Below are 18,785 nucleotides of genomic sequence, written 5' to 3'. Positions count from 1 at the left end.
GCGCGGCGTCGCTACTTTCGCGCCGTGTTCGGAGACCCGCAATGCCGCCTTCCATCCCTGTCGACGCCAAGCCCGCGAGGACCGTGGGACCGAGACCGGCCGGACATTCGCCGGCCAAGGCGGGCAAGGTCGGCGTCATGCTGGTCAATCTCGGCACGCCGGACGGCACCGATTTCAGGCCGATGTGGCGCTATCTCCGCGAATTCCTGTCCGACCCGCGCGTCATCGAACTCAACAAGGCGATCTGGTATCCGATCCTCTATGGCCTCGTGCTGACCACGCGACCGAAGAAGTCGGGCGCCAACTATGCCAGGATCTGGAATCGCGAGAACAACGAGTCGCCGCTGCGCACCTATACCCGCGCCCAGGCCGAGAAGCTGACCGTGGCATTGCGCGACCTGCCCGACGTGGTCGTCGGCTGGGCGATGCGCTACGGCAATCCCTCGACCGCGAGCGTCGCCGAAAGCCTGGTCGCGCAGGGCTGCGACCGCATCCTGACCTTTCCGCTCTATCCGCAATATTCGGCCACCACCACGGCGACTGCCAATGACCAGTTGTTCCGGGCGCTGATGAAGATGCGTGCGGCGCCTGCCGTCCGCAGCGTGCCGCCCTACTATGCCGAACCGGTCTATATCGAGGCGCTCGCCCATTCGATCGAACGGCATCTGGCCAGCCTCGATTTCGAACCGGAGGTGGTCATCACCTCCTATCACGGCATCCCGAAACCCTATTCCGACAGAGGCGATCCTTACCGCGAGCATTGCCTCGAGACGACACGGCTGCTGCGCGAGAGGCTCGGCTGGGACGAGAAGAAGCTGATCACCACCTTCCAGTCGCGTTTCGGCGCACAGGAATGGCTGCAGCCCTACACCGACAAGACGGTGGAGAAACTGGCCAAGGACGGCGTGAAATCGATTGCCATCGTCAACCCCGGCTTTTCCGTCGACTGCATCGAAACGTTGGACGAGATCGGCCGCGAGGCGGCGGAAACCTTCCATCATGCCGGCGGCGGAAGATTCGCGCACATCCCCTGCCTCAACGACAGTCCCGAAGGCATGGCGGTGATCGAGGCGATGGTGCGGCGCGAACTGTCCGGCTGGATCTGAAACCGGGAACAATGGACGTTCCGGGGCGTTGAGGCGCGCCCTCCGGAGACCATCGATGCCCCGCAAGCTCGACCTCAGAAGCGGCCGGCCAGTCTGGTCCGCCTATCGGGCACCCGCTGTCCCGACAAGCGCTCTGACCCGTGACGCCAAGGCCGATGTGCTGGTGATAGGCATGGGCATCAGCGGCGCCATGATCGCAGAAGCGCTGACGGCGGACGGCCATTCGGTGGTCTGCATCGACCGGCGCGGCCCGCTGAGAGGGTCGACGTCGGCGACCACCGCCCTGGTGCAGTTCGAGATCGACCAGCCGCTGACGGCACTCGGCAGGATGATCGGCAAGGCCTCGGCGGAACAGGCCTGGCGGCGCTCGCGTCTGGCCGTTTCCAACCTTGCCGGCCGCATAGCCGAGCTCTCCATCAACTGCCGCCTGAGCCGCGCCCCCTCCCTCTATCTGGCCGGTACCGTGCTCGGCCCATCGCAGTTGCGTGACGAGACCGAGGCGCGGCGACAGGCGGGCATCGCCGCGACCTATCTCGCCCCTGCGCCGCTGGCTGCGCGATTCGGCATCGAGCGCGACGGCGCCATCCTCAGCCATGGCAACATCGCGCTCGATCCGCGCAAACTGACCGCCGGATTGCTGCTGAAAGCGCTGGAGCGCAAGGCGCGCCTCTACGCCCCGGTCGAGGCGACCACGATCGAAGACAGCGCCAAGGAGGTCGTCGTCGCCACCAGGGGCGGCCCCACAATCACCGCGCAGCACGTCCTGCTCGCGACCGGCTACGAGTTGACCGACATCGTGCCGGCAGCCGCCCACCGCGTCATCTCGACATGGGCCATCGCCACACGCTCGCAGCCGCGAAAGATCTGGCCGGACGCGGCCCTCATCTGGGAAGCGTCGGACCCCTATCTTTATGCAAGGGCGACAGCCGACGGCAGGGTGATCTGCGGCGGCGAAGACGAGGATTTTATCGACAAGGAACGGCGTGACGCGTTGATCGCCGGCAAGAGCCTGAGACTGGCCAGGAAGCTCGGCCGCCTGTTCCCGGATCTGGACACCAGGCCCGATTTCGCCTGGACCGGCTCCTTCGGCACCACAACCACCGGCCTGCCCTATATCGGCGCCATCCCTGGGCATCCGCGCATCCAGGCCGTGATGGGCTATGGCGGCAACGGCATCGCCTTCTCGCAAATCGCTTCCGAAATCGTTTCTGCCGCCATGGCCGGATCGGAAGATACGGACGCAAGCCTGTTCGCCTTCAGCCACCGGCAGCAGCAACACAAACAATCCCTTATCACCTGATTGTAACGTTGTTGAAACACACTTAAGTGTTTGCTGAAGCCGGCTGCGGGAGAATGGCTCCCATGGCTTGCCTCTTGAGGGAGAGCCAAATGGATTTCAGTGGTTTCGATATCGCGATTATTGTTCTGGTCGCTCTTGTCGTGCTGGTGCTGTTCAAAGGCATAAAGACAATCCCGCAAGGCTACAATTATACGGTCGAACGCTTTGGCCGTTACACGAAAACGCTGTCGCCAGGCCTCAACCTCATCGTGCCGTTCATCGATCGCATCGGCGCCAAGTTGAACATGATGGAGCAGGTGCTCGACGTCCCGAGCCAGGAGATCATCACCCGCGACAACGCCATCGTCGGTGTCGACGGCATCGCCTTTTTCCAGATCCTCAACGCGGCGCAGGCGGCCTACCAGGTTTCCGGCCTGCAGAACGCCATCCTCAACCTGACCATGACCAACATCCGCACCGTGATGGGCTCGATGGATCTCGACGAGCTGCTGTCGAACCGCGACGCGATCAACGAGCGCCTGCTGCGCGTGGTCGACGAAGCGGCTCATCCCTGGGGCATCAAGATCACCCGCGTCGAGATCAAGGATATCAATCCGCCCGCCAACCTGATCGAATCGATGGGCCGGCAGATGACGGCCGAACGCAACAAACGCGCGCAGATCCTTGCCGCCGAGGGCCTCAAGCAGTCGCAGATCCTCGAGGCCGAAGGCCGCAAGGAAGCCGCCTTCCGCGATGCCGAGGCACGCGAACGCTCCGCCGAAGCGGAAGCCCGCGCCACGCAAGTGGTGTCGGAAGCGATCTCGAAGGGAGATGTGCAGGCGCTCAACTACTTCGTCGCCCAGAAATACACCGAAGCGCTGGGCAAGATCGGTTCGGCCACCAACAGCAAGATCGTGCTGATGCCTTTCGAAGCGTCGTCGCTGATCGGCTCGCTGGGCGGCATCGGCGAGATCGCCAGGGAAGTGTTCAAGGGCGACGGGCCGGCCGGCACGCAACGGCAGGTCTCACGACCTCCGGTCGTCAGGCCGAGCGACAACTAATGTCTTTGTGAGTGGATCAAAACCATGATCGACCGCATCGTTTCCGAACTCGGCCCGTGGAACTGGATGGTTCTGGGCTTCGTGCTTTTGGCGATGGAAATCATCGCACCGGGCATCTTCATGTTGTGGACCGGCATCGCCGCGCTGATCGTCGGCGCGGTATCGCTGCTGGTCTGGGATGCGGCCAGCTGGACTTGGCAGGTCCAGGTGCTCGTCTTCCTCGCGCTGTCGCTGGTCTCGGCATTGGTCGGCAAGAAACTCATCGGCGGACGCGACGAGCCGACCGACCAGCCGCTGCTCAACCGCCGTGGCGCGCAGATGATCGGCAGGATGGCGACGCTGGCCGAGCCGATCCGCGACGGCCGCGGCCGCATCAAGCTCGGCGACACGCTGTGGCGCGTCTCTGGCCCTGACCTGCCGGCCGGCACCCAGGTGCGCGTCACCGGAGCCGCCGACACCGATCTCGAACTGACCGTCGAGCGAGTGTGAAACCGGCTCCGCGCTAGCGCAATTCCAGGAAAAGTGTGTACGGTTTTCCGTCCGGAATTGTGCAGAAACAAAGAGATAGAGCAGTTCGCCGTTTCCGTGAAACGGTGAACTGCCCTACGCGGCGCCGATGCGCAAGAGATCGTGCAGGTGGACGAGCCCGACAGGCTTGTTGCCCTCCACCACCATCAGGCTGGTGATGGCTGAATTGTTGATCGTCTGCAGCGCGGTCGCCACCAGCGTGTCCGGCGCGGCGGTCTTGGGGGATCTCGTCATCACCTCATCGACCGTCATCGCCGTCAGGTTGCTGCCTATGTGACGCCTGATGTCGCCATCGGTGACGATGCCGATCAGCGCGCCGTCGGCGGCGGTGACCGCCACGCAGCCGAAGCCCTTGCGCGACAACTCCAGGATCGCGTCCTGCATGCCGGTGCCCGAAACGACCAGCGGCAACCTCTCGCCGACATGCATGATCTCGCGGATCTGCATCAGGTTGGCGCCGAGCTGGCCGCCGGGATGGAAGGTGCGGAAATGATCGGGCGTGAAACCCCGCGCCTCGAGCAGGGCGATCGCCAGCGCGTCGCCCATCACAAGTTGCAGCAGTGCCGATGTCGTCGGCGCCAGGCCATGCGGGCAGGCTTCCGGCGCACGCGGCAGCAAAAGCACGACGTCAGCGGCGCGCGCCAGCGCCGATGTCTCACCGGACGTGATTGCAATGAGCGGGATGGAGAAGCGCCTGGAATAGGCGACGATGCCCATCATCTCCTTGCTTTCGCCCGACCATGACATGGCGATGATGGCATCGTCCCTGGCGATCATGCCGAGATCGCCGTGGTTGGCTTCAGCGGGGTGGACGAAAAAAGCCGGCGTTCCGGTCGAGGCCAGGGTCGCGGCGATCTTCGAACCGATATGGCCGCTTTTACCGACGCCGGTGACGATGACCCGGCCTTCGATCCTCGAGATCATGTCGACCGCTTCGGCAAAGGGCTTCGCCAGCCCATTTTCGAGCGCCTCGGCCAGCGCCGCCACTCCCGCCTGTTCGGTCGCCACCGTTCTTAGTGCCGAAGCGATAGAGGCCTGTCTGTCCAACGGCTTCTTGTCGAGGGATCTCGCATCCATGGCCGATGCGATTAGCGCTTTGTGCCGCGCCTGTCCAACGGAAATGCCTCCCCCGACCGTCTAGGAGAGCGGTTCGAATGAACGAAGCGCAAGGTCACAAATGTCGAGGCCTGGAACAATGAGCGCTTGGAAAAGCAATCGCCCCCCGCCTCAACCCTCCGTTAACCATCCCCATTTACGGTTCGGTAAGTATGGCGCGCTCGCGCCGCGCAAGCAGTGGTGGCGATGTCCGGGGCCCAGTCAGAAAAGACGAGAAGGCGAAAGAGCAAGGCTGCCTGCGCCTTGCTGCTGGCGACCAGCATCTTCGGCCTGCCGCGACCGACGCTGTCCTTCGCCCAGGAAACGGAGCTGCGCGGCGAGGTCTCGGAATCGGCGATCCTGTCCGACCAGCAGCGCAAGGCGAGACTGGCCGCCATAGCCGGTCAGGGTCAACAGCAGCCAGCGAATGCCGCCGGTCAGGACGACACGCCGTCGCGCACCTATCTGCCCGCCAGCGCCGGCGCTGCTCCTGACGATAGCGGTGCCGCCTCGCCCGCTGGCAGCATCTTCGACCCGCCGGCGGCCGGTGACGACGCGACCGCCGACAATCCGCCTCCGCCCAAGCCACGCCGGCCATCGGCCACCGGGCAGGCTAATGCGGACAAGGCCGCCGACAAGGCGAAGACAAAGAAAAAGAACACCACCGCGACGACCGACGCGGCCACCACCGCCAGCACGGCCGACGATGCCGACGCCACTGGCACCGATACTGACACCGACCAGGAGACTGCCAACCGCCGCGCCGTCACCATCGACAGCGTCGACCGGCAGCAGCTCGATCCGGGCGCCGAACGCACCGCTTCCATCGAAGGGCAGAAGAAGAAAATCGAGGACGATCCGTTCGCCGCTCCAGGCATCAAATGGGGCTCCTTCGTCATAAGGCCGACGCTGGAGCAGGGCCTGACCGCCACCTCGAACGGCGATTCCAGCAGTGCCGGCAAAGCGGCGCTGCTGTCCGAGACGGCACTGCGCTTTTCCGCCGCCTCCGACTGGCGCGAGAACTCCGCGACCATTGACGGTTATGGCCTCTTCCGCGAAACCGTCTCGGGCTACCCGGTTCACAATGAGCAAGGCCGCATCGAAGGCCAGCTCAATGTCGACCTCGACAACGAGCAGCGCGCCGTCGCCAAGCTCGGTTACGAGGCCGTGCCGGAATCGGCCTCGTCGCCCGACGCCATTGCAGGCGTCAGCAAGCAACCGCTGCGCCAGACCATCGACGGCAGCCTCGGCATCGAAAAGGACGTCGGCAAGGCGCAATACACTTTGACCGGGGCGGTCTCGCACGACTTCTATGGCGACGCCAAGCTTTCTGACGACACCTCGCTGTCGCAGAAGGATCGTAACTCCACGCTTTATACGGCGACCTTGCGCACCGGCTACGAAATCTCCCCTGCCCTTACGCCTTTCACCGAAATCGAGCTCGGGCGCAGGGCCTATGATCAACGCTTCGACAATGAAGGTTTCGAGCGTTCATCAACGCGGCTTGGTGCCCGCGCCGGCCTCGAGCTCGACATGGGCGAGAAGCTCGCCGGCGAGTTCTCGGCCGGCTGGCTGCGGGAAGCGATCGACGACGACCGCCTGGGGGCGATTGCGGGTGCCACCGTGGACGCCGACCTGAAATGGTCGCCCGAACGCGGCACCACGATCGGCCTGACCGGGCGGACCACGGTCGAGCCCACGACCACCGCAGGTGAAAGCGGCGACATCCTCTATTCCGGCCGCCTCACGGCCGAACGCCAGATCCGCGCCAACCTGACCGGCAATGCCGCGCTGGGCCTGGACTGGCGCGATTATATCGGCATAGACGGCCATGACAGGGTGCTGAGCGCCGAAGCCGGGCTGACATGGTGGCTGAACCGCTATGCCGGCCTCACCACCCGCGCCAGGACCGAGAAGCTCACCAGCAACCTGCCTGGCCGCGACTACACCGCCAACAGCATCTATCTCGGCTTGAAGGTGCAGCGGTAAGCGCGGGCCGCTAAGCTGCGTGCCGCATCCGAGACATCGGCCAGACAGCGCCTCCCTTAAAGCGCCGCCACAACGTGCTCCGAAGGCGCCATCTCGTCGAGAAGCCTGCGGATGACGCCGGCCATGCTCTGGTTCATGTCGTTGCGCCAGAGCGCGAAGGCCACATTGGCCTCGACGAACCCTTCCGGCGATCCGCAATCGAAGGTGCGGCCCTGAAAGTGGTAGCCGTAGAAGGGCTGCTGCTTCTCCAGCTTCAGCATTGCGTCCGTGAGCTGGATCTCGTTTCCGGCGCCCTTCTCCTGGCCTTCGAGGATTTTGAATATCTCGGGCTGCAATATGTAGCGGCCATTGATGTAGAGATTGGAGGGCGCGGTGCCGGTCTTCGGCTTTTCCACCATCTCGGTGATGCGGAAGCCATGATGGGTGGCTTCGCCCCGGCCGACGATGCCGTATTTATGGGTCTCGGCGGGATCGCATTCCTGAACCGCGATGATGTTGTTGCCGGTCTCGGCATAGAGGTCGACCATGTCCCTCATGCAGCTCTTTTCCGACTGCATGATCATGTCGGGCAACAACAGCGCGAACGGCTCGTCGCCGACCAGTTCGCGCGCGCACCAGACGGCATGGCCAAGTCCGAGCGGCACCTGCTGGCGAGTGAAGCTGGTCTGTCCCGGCCCGGGCTGCAGCCGCTGCAACCTGGCGAGCTGGTCGTCCTTGCCACGCTGGGCGAGCGTGTCATAGAGCTCGAACTGGATATCGAAATGATCCTCGATGACCGCCTTGTTGCGCCCGGTGACGAAGATGAAATGCTCGATGCCTGCCTCGCGCGCCTCGTCCACCACGTATTGGATGACGGGCCGGTCGACGACGGTAAGCATTTCCTTGGGGACGGCCTTGGTGGCCGGGAGAAACCGCGTGCCGAGACCTGCGACCGGGAAAACTGCCTTGCGAACTCTCTTCATGCCTTCAATTATCCGTTTGCAGGCCGGCTCCGCAATCCCGCCCCGCGACATTTTCACGCCGGAATTGAGGATTATCGGGCGGATGAAGGGAAACTTGCACCGGTAGAAGCATCGAGGCGCCTTTTCGTTCCAGGGGCGGCCTATGGTAAACCAATTCCTAACCTGGTTCGGCGATGAATGGTCTTTCCCAAGACGGAGAAGGAGGAAAAGATGTCCGTTCGCAATGCCGCAAAGCGTTTCACCAGCGTCATGACGGCCGCCAGCCTCTCGCTCGCCATGCTGATGCCTGCCGGGCCGGCCTTCGCCGATGCCGGCTTCCGGCAATGGGTCGCCGGCTTCCGCGCCACCGCGGTGCAGGGGGGCGTTTCCGGCGCCGTCTATGACCGCGCCTTCAGGGGCATCGACGAACCCGATCCGGTGGTGCTGGAAAAAGCCCGAACCCAGCCGGAATTCACCGCGCCCGCCTGGGATTATTTCGACAACCGCGTCCACGACCAGTCGGTCGCGGTCGGCCAGCAGATGGCCAGGAAATGGAAGCCGTGGCTGGACAGGATCGAGGCGAGGTTCGGCGTTGACCGCAACGTCCTGCTGGCCATCTGGTCGATGGAATCCAACTATGGCGAGATCCTCAAGCGCGACGACATCATGCGCAATGTCGTCCGCTCGCTGGCGACCCTGGCCTATGGCGATCAGAAGCGGTCGAAATATGCCCGCACGCAACTGGTCGCCGCACTGAAGATCCTCCAGACCGGCGACATCGACGAGAGCCACCTCACGGGTTCCTGGGCGGGCGCCATGGGCCAGACCCAGTTCATCCCGACCAGCTACCAGCACTATGCCGTGGACATGGACGGCAACGGCAAGCGCGACATCTGGAATTCCATTCCCGATGCGCTGGCGACATCAGCCAATCTGCTCAAGAAGAATGGCTGGCAGGCCGGCAAGACCTGGGGCTACGAGGTGGCCTTGCCGGCCGGCAAGCTGCCAGCAGGCTCCAGGACGCTGGCGCAATGGCAGGCGCTCGGCGTGGTCAGGGCGAGCGGCAAGCCGTTCAGGAACCTCAGCGACAAGGCGACGTTGAAAGTACCGGATGGCCGCGGCGGCCCCGCTTTCCTGATGATCAGGAATTTCTCGGTCATCAAGGCCTACAACAATGCCGACAAATACGCGCTTGCCGTTGGCCTTCTTGCCGACGAGATCGCCGGTTCCACCGGCCTCGTACAGGACTGGAAACGGCCTTTCACCAAGCTGACGTTCGAGGAAAGGCAGGAATTGCAGAAGCGGCTTTCCCAGCACGGCCTTTATGATGGCAAATTCGACGGCAAGATCGGCGACGGGTCGAAGTCGGCCATCATGGCCTATCAGGCAAAGGTCGGCTTGACCCAGGACGGCTATCCGAGCATGGAAGTGCTAAAATGGCTCAGGCAAAAATAGGGCCTGTCATGAACTGAGGAGGAGCGATTGGCTTGGGCTGCGCGCATCGGGACGTTCGTTCCCCGCATGCTGGTGCTGTTCCTGGCCGTCGCCGTGCTCGCCGTCGCCATGGCAGGCGCCTTCCATGCGCCCGCCATGGCGCAGGAGCAGCAAAGCCGCGGCTGGTCATTGCGTGACCTTCTGTTCCCGCGCCGCAGCGAGCGGATCGAGCCGCCGCTGGACATCCAGAAACCAAGGCCCAGGCCCAAGGCAAAAAAGCCGCGCGCGCCGCGTCCGCCCGCGGAACCGGAAATCCCGATCGCCGAGAAGGCGCCGGACGCCCGGGTCGTCCTGGTGGTCGGCGATTTCATGGCGGCCGGGCTCGCCGAAGGTCTAGACACCGCCTTTGCCGAGAATACCGGCGTCAGGATCGTCGTTCGCTCCAATGGCTCGTCGGGCTTCGTGCGCGATGATTTCTACAATTGGCCAGAACAGATCAAATCATTGATAGAGACCGAAAAGCCCGCCGCCGTGGTCGTGATGCTCGGTTCCAACGACCGCCAGCCGATGAAGGTGGGGGATGTGCGCGAGCAGCCCCGTTCCGAGAGCTGGACCAAGGAATACGAACGTCGCACCGAAGCGTTCGGCAAGGCCATCGCCACGGCCAAGGTGCCTTTCCTGTGGGTCGGCATGCCGGCGTTCAGGGTTTCGAAGATGACATCCGACATGCTCGCCTTCAACGACATCTACCGTCAGGCGGCCGAAAGCCATGGCGGCGAATTCGTCGATATCTGGGATGGATTCGTCGACGAGAACGGCGCCTTCGTCACCAGTGGCCCCGACATCAACGGCCAGCCCGTGCGGCTGCGCTCCGATGACGGCATCAACATGTCGAAGGCCGGCAAGCGCAAGCTCGCCTTCTATACCGAAAAGCCGTTGATGAAGGTCCTGGGCCTGGCCGCGCCGGGAAGCGTCGCCCCGACCGCTGCTCCTGCCGGCGCGCCGGTCGAGGCGCCGGCGCCGGCCGCCGCTCCCATCGTCATTGACCGCACCGCGCCGATGCTGCTCAGCGATCCGGCGCTCGACGGCGGCACGGAACTGCTCGGCGCCGGACCGCCCGCGAAGGCCAACCCGGGCCTGCCCGGCGAAAAACTGGTGGTCGAGGGCAAGGCGCCGGTGGCTTCGCCCGGCCGCGCCGACGATTTCGCCTGGCCGCCGAAGACAAATCCGGCAGCCGCGGCCGCCGCGGCTGGCACGACGACGGCCATCACTCCTTAGCAGCGCGGAGGGCCGAAACCGGTTTTCGGAACTCGCTGCTGCGAGCCATAGGATGGCGTTTTCAAGAACCGGAGCGAGCGTACTTTTTGGGTACGGGAGCACCGGAAGCGCAGAAAACGCCTTATGGCCGCAGCAGTAGAGTTTCCAAACGGGCTCAGCGGGGCAGGACGCTCGAACCCATCAATGCCTCGTCGATCGAACGCGCCGCCTGCCGACCCTCGCGGATCGCCCAGACCACCAGCGACTGGCCCCGACGCACGTCACCCGCGGCATAGAGCCTGTCGACGCTGGTCCGGTAGTCGCGGTCATTGGCCTCGACATTGCGGGAGCGCCGGCTGTCGGTGACGATCTTCATCTCACCTTCCAGTTCAGACACCACGCCGGCCATGGCCGGCCCGGCAAAGCCGATGGCGATGAAGGCGAGATCGGCGCGGATGACGAACTTGGTGCCGACGATCGGTCGGCGCTTGTCGTCGACCTCGCAGCATTTGACACCGGTCAGCTGGCCTTCCTCGCCGATGAATTCGAGTGTCGCCACCTGGAATTCGCGCTCGGCGCCCTCGGCCTGCGAGGAGGAGGTGCGCATCTTGGTCGCCCAGTAGGGCCAGACGGCGAGCTTGTCTTCCTTCTCCGGCGGCTGCGGACGGATGTCGAGCTGCGTGACGCGCACGGCGCCTTGGCGGAAGGCGGTGCCGACGCAGTCGGAAGCGGTATCGCCGCCGCCGACGACGACGACATGCTGGCCGCTGGCGATGATCGGGTGCGACGGCCACGCCACCGACTGGATCGGCTCGCCGCCGACACGCCGGTTCTGCTGCACCAGGTAAGGCATCGCGTCATAGACGCCGCCGAGATCGTCACCGGGGATGTTGGCCGCACGCGGGGTCTCGGATCCGCCGCAATAGAGCACCGCGTCATGCTCGGCGAGCAGTTCGGCCACGGGCTTGTCGATGCCGACATTGACGCCGCAATGGAAGGTCACGCCTTCGCCCTGCATCTGCTCGATGCGGCGATCGATATAGTGCTTCTCGATCTTGAAGTCGGGAATGCCATAGCGCATCAGCCCGCCTGGCCGGCTTTCGCGTTCGTAGACATGGACATCATGGCCGGCGCGGCCGAGCTGCTGGGCGGCGGCCATGCCGGCCGGGCCGGAGCCGATGACGGCGACGCGCTTGCCCGTCTTCCTCTCCGGCGGATAGGGCCTGATATGGCCGGTCTCGTAGGCCTTGTCGGCGATCGCCTGCTCGACCGTCTTGATGGCCACCGGAATGTCCTCGAGGTTCAGCGTGCAGGCTTCCTCGCAAGGCGCGGGGCAGATGCGGCCGGTGAATTCGGGGAAATTGTTGGTCGAATGCAGGTTGCGGATCGCATTGTCCCAGTCCCTGTTATAGACGAGGTCGTTCCAGTCCGGGATCTGGTTGTGGATCGGGCAGCCGGTCGGCCCGTGACAGAACGGGATGCCGCAGTCCATGCAGCGCGCGGCCTGTTTCTCGACCTCCTTGTCCGACATCGGCAGCGTAAACTCGCGGAAATGCCGGATGCGGTCGGAGGCCGGCTGATACTTGTGCACCTGCCGGTCGATCTCGAGAAAGCCTGTTACCTTGCCCATAGTCCAGTTCCTGCTGTCCAGATGGTGCGGTTTTCGCCGCACCCGTTAACCTCTTCAGGCAGCCGTGGCAACCTTCCGCGAGAGGTCAAATTATCAGTGACATGGAGCCGGGAAGCCTGGGCTTCCCGGCCTTTGCGAAGATCTATTCGGCCGCCACGCTCATGCGCATGCGTTCCATCTCGATCAGCGCGCGGCGGTATTCGACCGGCATGATCTTGCGGAATTTCGGCCGGAACGCCGCCCAATTGTCGAGGATCTCGCGGCCGCGCACCGAACCCGTATAGTGCACGTGGTTCGAGATCAGCTGATAGAGCCGCTCCTCGTCATGGCTGGTCATGTCACCCGAGACGTCGACGCGGCCCTTGTGGTCGAGGTCGCCGCCATGATGCAGCAGCTTTTCCATCAGGTCGTCTTCTTCCGGCACCGGCTCCAGCTCGACCATGGCCATGTTGCAGCGCTCGGCGAAATCGCCCGCCTCGTCCAGCACATAGGCAACGCCGCCCGACATGCCGGCGGCGAAGTTGCGGCCGGTCTTGCCGATGACGACGACGATGCCGCCGGTCATGTATTCGCAGCCATGGTCGCCGACGCCCTCGACGACGGTGACGACGCCCGAGTTGCGCACCGCGAAGCGCTCGCCGGCGACACCGGCGAAATAGGCCTCGCCTTCGGTAGCGCCATAGAGCACCGTGTTGCCGACGATGATGGACTCGGCCGCGACGATCTTGGCTTCATCCGGCGGCCGGATGACGATGCGGCCGCCCGACAGGCCCTTGCCGACATAGTCGTTGCCGGCGCCGACCAGCTCGAAGGAGATGCCGCGCGCCAGGAAGGCGCCGAAGGACTGGCCGGCGGTGCCGGTCAGCTTCACCTGGATCGTATCCTCGCGCAGGCCCTTGTGCCTGAAGCGCTTGGCCACCTCGCCCGACAGCATGGCGCCCGCCGAACGATCGACATTGCGGATGTCGACCTCGATCTTGACCGGCTGCTTGGCCTCCAGTGCCGGCTTGGCCAGCTCGATCAGCTTGCGGTCGAGCACGTCGTCGATCGGGTGCTTCTGCCGCTCGGTCCAGTGCACCGCCTCATGTGGCGCATCGGGCTTGTAGAACATCCTCGAGAAGTCGAGCCCGCGCGCCTTCCAATGCTGGATCACGTCGCGCTTTTCCAGGAGATCGGCGTCGCCGATGATCTGGTCGATATGGGTGAAGCCCATTTCGGCAAGCAGTCCGCGCACCTCTTCAGCGACATAGAAGAAGAAGTTGATGACGTGCTCGGGCGTGCCCTTGAAGCGCTTGCGCAGCACCGGATCCTGCGTCGCCACGCCGACCGGGCAGGTGTTGAGATGGCATTTGCGCATCATGATGCAGCCGGCCGCGATCAGCGGCGCGGTCGAGAAGCCGAACTCGTCGGCGCCGAGCAGCGCGCCGATGATGACGTCGCGGCCTGTGCGCAATCCGCCATCGACCTGCAGCGCCACGCGCGACCTGAGACCGTTGAGCACCAGCGTCTGGTGCGTCTCGGCAAGGCCCATCTCCCACGGGCTGCCGGCATGCTTGAGCGATGTCAGCGGCGAGGCACCCGTGCCGCCATCGTAACCCGAGATGGTGATGTGGTCGGCGCGCGCCTTGGCGACGCCCGCCGCGACCGTGCCGACCCCGACCTCCGACACCAGCTTGACCGAAATGTCGGCCGCCGGGTTGACGTTCTTCAGATCGTAGATCAGCTGCGCCAGATCCTCGATCGAATAGATGTCGTGATGCGGCGGCGGCGAGATCAGGCCGACGCCGGGCGTCGAGTGCCGGACCTTGGCGATGGTGGCGTCGACCTTGTGGCCGGGCAACTGGCCGCCCTCGCCGGGCTTGGCGCCTTGCGCCACCTTGATCTGCATGACGTCGGAGTTGACGAGATATTCGGCCGTCACGCCGAACCGTCCGGAAGCGATCTGCTTGATCGCCGAACGTTCGGGGTTCTTGCCGCCGCCGGGCAGCGGCAGATAGCGGTCTGCCTCTTCGCCGCCCTCGCCAGTGTTCGACTTGCCGCCGATGGCGTTCATGGCGCGCGCCAGCGTCGTATGCGCTTCCCTGGAGATCGAGCCGAACGACATCGCGCCGGTCGAGAAACGCTTGACTATCTCGGCCGCCGGCATGACGTCGTCGAGACGGACCTTCTTGCGGCCGGTATCTTCCGCCAGCTTGATCTTGAACAGGCCACGAATGGTCTGCGCGCGCGCCGTCTCGCTGTCGATCTGCGCGGAATACTCCTTGAAGGTCTCCCAGGACCCCTGGCGCACGGCGTGCTGCAAGGTGGCGACCGCGTCGGGCGACCACATATGCGCCTCGCCACGCATGCGGAACAGGTATTCGCCGCCCACATCCAGGCTGTTGCGCAGCACCGGATCGTTGCCGAAACCATCCGTATGACGCCTGAACGTCTCCTCGGCGATCTCGTCCAGCCCGACGCCTTCGATCAGCGTGGCGGTGCCGGTGAAATACTTCTCCACGAAATCGGTCTTCAGCCCGATCGCGTCGAAGATCTGCGCGCCACAATAGGACTGGTAGGTCGAGATGCCCATCTTCGACATCACCTTGAGGATGCCCTTGCCGATCGACTTGATGTAGCGCGACACGACTTCGTAGGCGTCGACCTCTTCCGGCAATTCGCCGCGCTTGTGCATGTCGAGCAGCGTGTCGAAGGCGAGATAGGGATTGATCGCTTCGGCGCCGTAGCCGGCAAGACAGCAGAAATGATGCACTTCGCGCGGCTCGCCGGATTCCACGACGAGCCCGACCGAAGTACGCAGCCCCTTGCGGATCAGATGATGATGCACCGCGGCCGTGGCCAGAAGCGCGGGAATGGCGATGCGGTCCGGCCCGAGCTGGCGGTCGGACAGGATGATGATGTTGTAGCCGCCGGCGACCGCCGCTTCCGCCCGCTCGCACAGCCGATCGATGGCGCCCTGCATGCCGGCCGCGCCCTCGATCGAGGCATAGGTGATGTCGATCGTCTTGGTGTCGAACCGATCCTCGGTGTGGCCGATGGAGCGGATCTTTTCGAGATCGCCATTGGTCAGGATCGGCTGGCGCACTTCCAGCCGCTTGCGGCGCGAACTGCCGACCAGGTCGAAAATGTTGGGCCGCGGGCCGATGAAGGACACCAGGCTCATCACCAGTTCCTCGCGGATCGGATCGATCGGCGGATTGGTGACCTGGGCGAAGTTCTGCTTAAAATAGGTGTAGAGCAGCTTCGATCTGTCCGACATTGCCGAGATCGGCGTGTCGGTGCCCATCGAACCGACGGCTTCCTGGCCTGTGGTGGCCATCGGCGACATCAAGAGCTTGGTGTCTTCCTGGGTGTAGCCGAACGCCTGCTGGCGGTCGAGCAGGCTGACATCCTTGCGCAGCGCGCGCGGCTCGACCGGCTTCAGGTCCTCCAGGATGAGCTGCGTATTGGCGAGCCAGGTCTTGTAGGGATGCCTGGTGGCGATCTCCGACTTGATCTCCTCGTCGGAAACGATGCGGCCCTTGGCAAGATCGATCAAGAGCATGCGGCCGGGCTGCAGCCGCCACTTCTGGACGATCTTTTCCTCCGGCACAGGCAGCGCGCCGGCCTCCGACGCCATGATGACCCGGTCGTCGTCGGTGACGATGTAGCGCGCTGGCCGCAAGCCGTTGCGGTCGAGCGTGGCGCCGATCTGGCGCCCGTCGGTGAAGGCGACCGCGGCGGGCCCGTCCCACGGCTCCATCAGCGCCGCGTGGTATTCGTAGAAGGCCTTGCGGTCGGCGTCCATGAGCTTGTTGCCGGCCCAGGCTTCCGGGATCAGCATCATCATGGCGTGGCTGAGGCTGTATCCGCCCTGGAACAGGAACTCGAGCGCATTGTCGAAACATGCGGTGTCGGACTGGCCCTCATAGGAGATCGGCCAGAGCTTGGAGATGTTGTTGCCGAACAGCTCCGAATCCACCGACGCCTGGCGCGCCGCCATCCAGTTGTTGTTGCCGCGCACGGTGTTGATCTCGCCATTGTGCGCGACCATGCGATAGGGATGCGCCAGCTTCCACGAGGGGAAGGTGTTGGTGGAGAAGCGCTGGTGGACCAGGATCAGCGCCGTTTCGAAGCGCGGATCGGACAGGTCCTTGTAATAGGCTCCGACCTGATAGGCCAGGAACATGCCCTTGTAGACGATGGTGCGCGCCGACAGCGACACGCAGTAGGCGCCGATGTCCTTGTTGTCGTTCTCGGCGTAGATGCGGCCCGATATGACCTTGCGCAGCAGATAGAGCCTGGCCTCGTACTCCTCGTCGTCGGGAATGTCGGCCGTGCGTCCGATGAAGACCTGCCGGTGGAACGGCTCGGATGCCACGATATCCGGGGCCTTGGAGAGCGACGAATTGTCGACCGGCACGTCACGGAAGCCGAGCAGCGGCAGCCCCTCGGACTGCGCCGATTCGGCAATGATGTCCTCGACATGGGCGCGCAGCGCGGCATCCTGCGGCATGAACCAATGGCCGACGCCATACTGCCCCGCCGGCGGCAGCTCGACGCCCTGCGCGGCCATCTCCTCGCGGAAGAAGCCGTCGGGAATCTGCACCAGCACGCCCGCGCCGTCGCCCATCAGCGGATCGGCGCCGACGGCGCCGCGATGCGTCAGGTTTTCGAGCATGGAAAGCCCGTCCTCGACGATCGTGTGCGACTTCGCGCCCTTCATGTTGACGATGAAGCCGACACCGCAGGCATCGTGCTCGTTGCGCGGATCGTAAAGGCCCTGGGCGGTCAAACCGGTGCGGCGGGTATTGGCCAGGGTTTTGACGGCTGCCGCTTTCGTCTGCGCGGCCTTGCCGTTCGTCGCAGCGTGCGTCAATTCCGTCATCGTCCTGTCCTCCATTCCGCGTCCTTGCGGGCGCTGGTTTGCCTCGGGAAGCGCATTGCTTCCCCTTCATCCTTACGGCACGTCTTGCGAAATCCTTGCCGAACCATGCGGCTCGCCGCGCGGTTCGCATCCGGTATCGTACAGGCCAGAGCACGGCCGTCCACCTGTCGCTCGCGGCAAAAGCCGGAGAGGCTTAGAATACGCCAATCCAGCCTGTTTTGCGCGACAAAATAAGACAGCACTACTGTCCTAAATTTTTATGGCAGAAAAGCCGGGCGCATACAAGACCGATTCACAAAAAACTTCGGCGTTCCGCGACACAAAGCTTCGTGAAATACCCGCTAAACGCAAGCTTCCGTCCCTGCCGGTTTTCGGCAGCTCGCTGGCTTTACCCGTTTTCTGGCGTCTGGCCCTTGCGAGCCAGCCATGAAACCGGTCAAGGTTGCAGCGATTTTCCCAGCACAGGCAGATGCATGTTCTTCGCTTCCGACAATTGGGCAGGCGCCCACCCCAACATCGCCTCCGGCCTCTCGGCCCACGCCGGCGGCTTTTCCACTGCCTATGGCGATGGCGCGCTCGACCAGGCCGTCTGCCAGCGCTTCAGCGAAATCTTCGAACGCGAGGTTGCGGTGTTCTTCGTGGCCACCGGCACCGCCGCCAATTCGCTGGCGCTGACCGCCTACAACAAGCCCGGCGGCATTTCCTTCGCTCATCGCGAATCGCATGTCATCGAAGATGAGTGCGGCGCACCGGAATATTTCTCCGGCGGCTCGCGGCTGCATGCCGTCGATGGCGCGCTGGGCCGGATCGATCCGCACAATCTGGAAACGGCGATCGGCCGTTTCGCCGGCGAGGTGGTCCATTGGGGCCGGCCGATGGCGGTCTCGATCACCCAGTCGACGGAGGTCGGCACGGTCTACGGCCTGCATGACATCGCCGCGATCTCGGCCATCGCGCGGCAACATTCCGTGCCATTGCATATGGACGGCGCCCGCTTTGCCAATGCACTGGTCGCGCTCGACACGACGCCCGCCGAAATGACCTGGAAAAGTGGCGTCGACATACTGTCTTTCGGCGGCACCAAGAACGGCTGCTGGTGCGCCGAGGCGATCTTGCTATTCGATCTCGAGCGTGCCCGGGAATTGGCCTTCCTGCGCAAGCGCGCAGCCCAGCTGTTTTCCAAATCGCGCTTTATCGCGGCACAGTTCGAGGCTTATTTCCGCGACGGCCTGTGGCTCGACACCGCCAGGCACGCCAATGCCATGGCTGCCCGCCTTGCCGCGGCGATAGAAGATTCCGAGACGGCGAAACTGGCTTGGCTGCCGCAAGCGAACGAGGTTTTCGCGGTGATGAAAAAAGCCGAAGCCGACAGGCTGCAGGCGGCGGGTGCTGTTTTCTACGACTGGCACAAGCCGCATGGCTTCGAAGGCCATATCGGCGAGGACGAATTGCTCTATCGCTTCGTCACCAGTTTTGCGACGACGTCAGAGGAAGTCGACCGCTTTGGCCAGTTGATCGCAGGATAATTGCTGTTCTCGGCAAATAAAAAAGAAGCGGGGGGGGGGGGGGGGGGGGGGGGGGGGGGGGGGGGGGGGGGG

12 protein-coding genes are annotated in these 18,785 nt (G+C 64.1%); 8 read left to right on the top strand and 4 right to left on the bottom strand.

Going from position 1 to position 18,785, the window contains the following annotated elements; translation table 11 throughout:
* Positions 1 to 41: 41 nt before the first annotated feature.
* The 4 genes from hemH to LB547_RS06665 all read left to right on the top strand — a co-directional run bounded on the left by hemH (position 42) and on the right by LB547_RS06665 (position 3,935).
* Positions 42 to 1,106, top strand: a complete 1,065-nt coding sequence (gene hemH / locus LB547_RS06680) for a ferrochelatase (RefSeq protein ID WP_140566191.1) — start codon at positions 42 to 44, stop codon at positions 1,104 to 1,106.
* A 55-nt stretch (positions 1,107 to 1,161) separates the two neighbouring features.
* Positions 1,162 to 2,406 (top strand): NAD(P)/FAD-dependent oxidoreductase, encoded by a 1,245-nt coding sequence (locus LB547_RS06675; RefSeq protein WP_140761384.1) that lies wholly within the window; start codon positions 1,162 to 1,164, stop codon positions 2,404 to 2,406.
* A gap of 89 nt (positions 2,407 to 2,495) precedes the next feature.
* Positions 2,496 to 3,446, top strand: coding sequence for an SPFH domain-containing protein (locus tag LB547_RS06670; protein WP_140624323.1), 951 nt, complete (start codon positions 2,496 to 2,498; stop codon positions 3,444 to 3,446).
* A 24-nt stretch (positions 3,447 to 3,470) separates the two neighbouring features.
* The gene (locus tag LB547_RS06665) at positions 3,471 to 3,935 is read left to right on the top strand and encodes an NfeD family protein (RefSeq protein WP_140496280.1); all 465 of its coding nucleotides are present in this window, start codon (positions 3,471 to 3,473) and stop codon (positions 3,933 to 3,935) included.
* 114 nt (positions 3,936 to 4,049) lie between these two features.
* On the opposite strand, the gene LB547_RS06660 is transcribed toward LB547_RS06665, so the two are convergent.
* On the bottom strand, positions 4,050 to 5,051 hold the full coding sequence (locus LB547_RS06660; protein WP_140650187.1) for a KpsF/GutQ family sugar-phosphate isomerase: 1,002 nt from the start codon (positions 5,049 to 5,051) through the stop codon (positions 4,050 to 4,052).
* Positions 5,052 to 5,276: 225 nt separating this feature from the next.
* On the opposite strand from LB547_RS06660, the gene LB547_RS06655 reads away from it, so the two are divergent.
* On the top strand, positions 5,277 to 7,058 hold the full coding sequence (locus tag LB547_RS06655) for an outer membrane beta-barrel protein (protein WP_181177986.1): 1,782 nt from the start codon (positions 5,277 to 5,279) through the stop codon (positions 7,056 to 7,058).
* 56 nt (positions 7,059 to 7,114) lie between these two features.
* Here LB547_RS06655 and galU read toward each other — a convergent pair whose 3' ends face one another.
* Positions 7,115 to 8,029, bottom strand: a complete 915-nt coding sequence (galU, locus tag LB547_RS06650; protein WP_181168598.1) for a UTP--glucose-1-phosphate uridylyltransferase GalU — start codon at positions 8,027 to 8,029, stop codon at positions 7,115 to 7,117.
* 201 nt (positions 8,030 to 8,230) lie between these two features.
* On the opposite strand from galU, the gene LB547_RS06645 reads away from it, so the two are divergent.
* Together LB547_RS06645 and LB547_RS06640 are read left to right on the top strand one after the other, a co-directional pair.
* Positions 8,231 to 9,454, top strand: a complete 1,224-nt coding sequence (locus LB547_RS06645) for a lytic murein transglycosylase (RefSeq protein ID WP_140761381.1) — start codon at positions 8,231 to 8,233, stop codon at positions 9,452 to 9,454.
* Between the two features lie 27 nt (positions 9,455 to 9,481).
* Positions 9,482 to 10,711: a DUF459 domain-containing protein gene (locus tag LB547_RS06640; RefSeq protein ID WP_140761378.1), complete on the top strand. Its 1,230-nt coding sequence runs from the start codon at positions 9,482 to 9,484 to the stop codon at positions 10,709 to 10,711.
* 154 nt (positions 10,712 to 10,865) lie between these two features.
* On the opposite strand, the gene LB547_RS06635 is transcribed toward LB547_RS06640, so the two are convergent.
* Positions 10,866 to 12,320 (bottom strand): glutamate synthase subunit beta, encoded by a 1,455-nt coding sequence (locus LB547_RS06635; protein ID WP_140761375.1) that lies wholly within the window; start codon positions 12,318 to 12,320, stop codon positions 10,866 to 10,868.
* A gap of 142 nt (positions 12,321 to 12,462) precedes the next feature.
* Complete coding sequence (gltB, locus tag LB547_RS06630) at positions 12,463 to 17,187, bottom strand: glutamate synthase large subunit (RefSeq protein WP_140513687.1); 4,725 nt, start codon at positions 17,185 to 17,187, stop codon at positions 12,463 to 12,465.
* A 473-nt stretch (positions 17,188 to 17,660) separates the two neighbouring features.
* Here gltB and LB547_RS06625 point away from each other — a divergent pair, with 473 nt between their 5' ends.
* Positions 17,661 to 18,713, top strand: coding sequence for a threonine aldolase family protein (locus LB547_RS06625; protein WP_140671436.1), 1,053 nt, complete (start codon positions 17,661 to 17,663; stop codon positions 18,711 to 18,713).
* The last annotated feature ends 72 nt before the right edge of the window (positions 18,714 to 18,785 follow it).

Origin of the sequence: Mesorhizobium sp. B264B1B, assembly GCF_020165765.1 — a bacterium.
In the GTDB taxonomy this organism is placed as follows: Bacteria; Pseudomonadota; Alphaproteobacteria; order Rhizobiales; family Rhizobiaceae; genus Mesorhizobium.
This window is presented reverse-complemented; position numbering and strand designations above follow the sequence as displayed.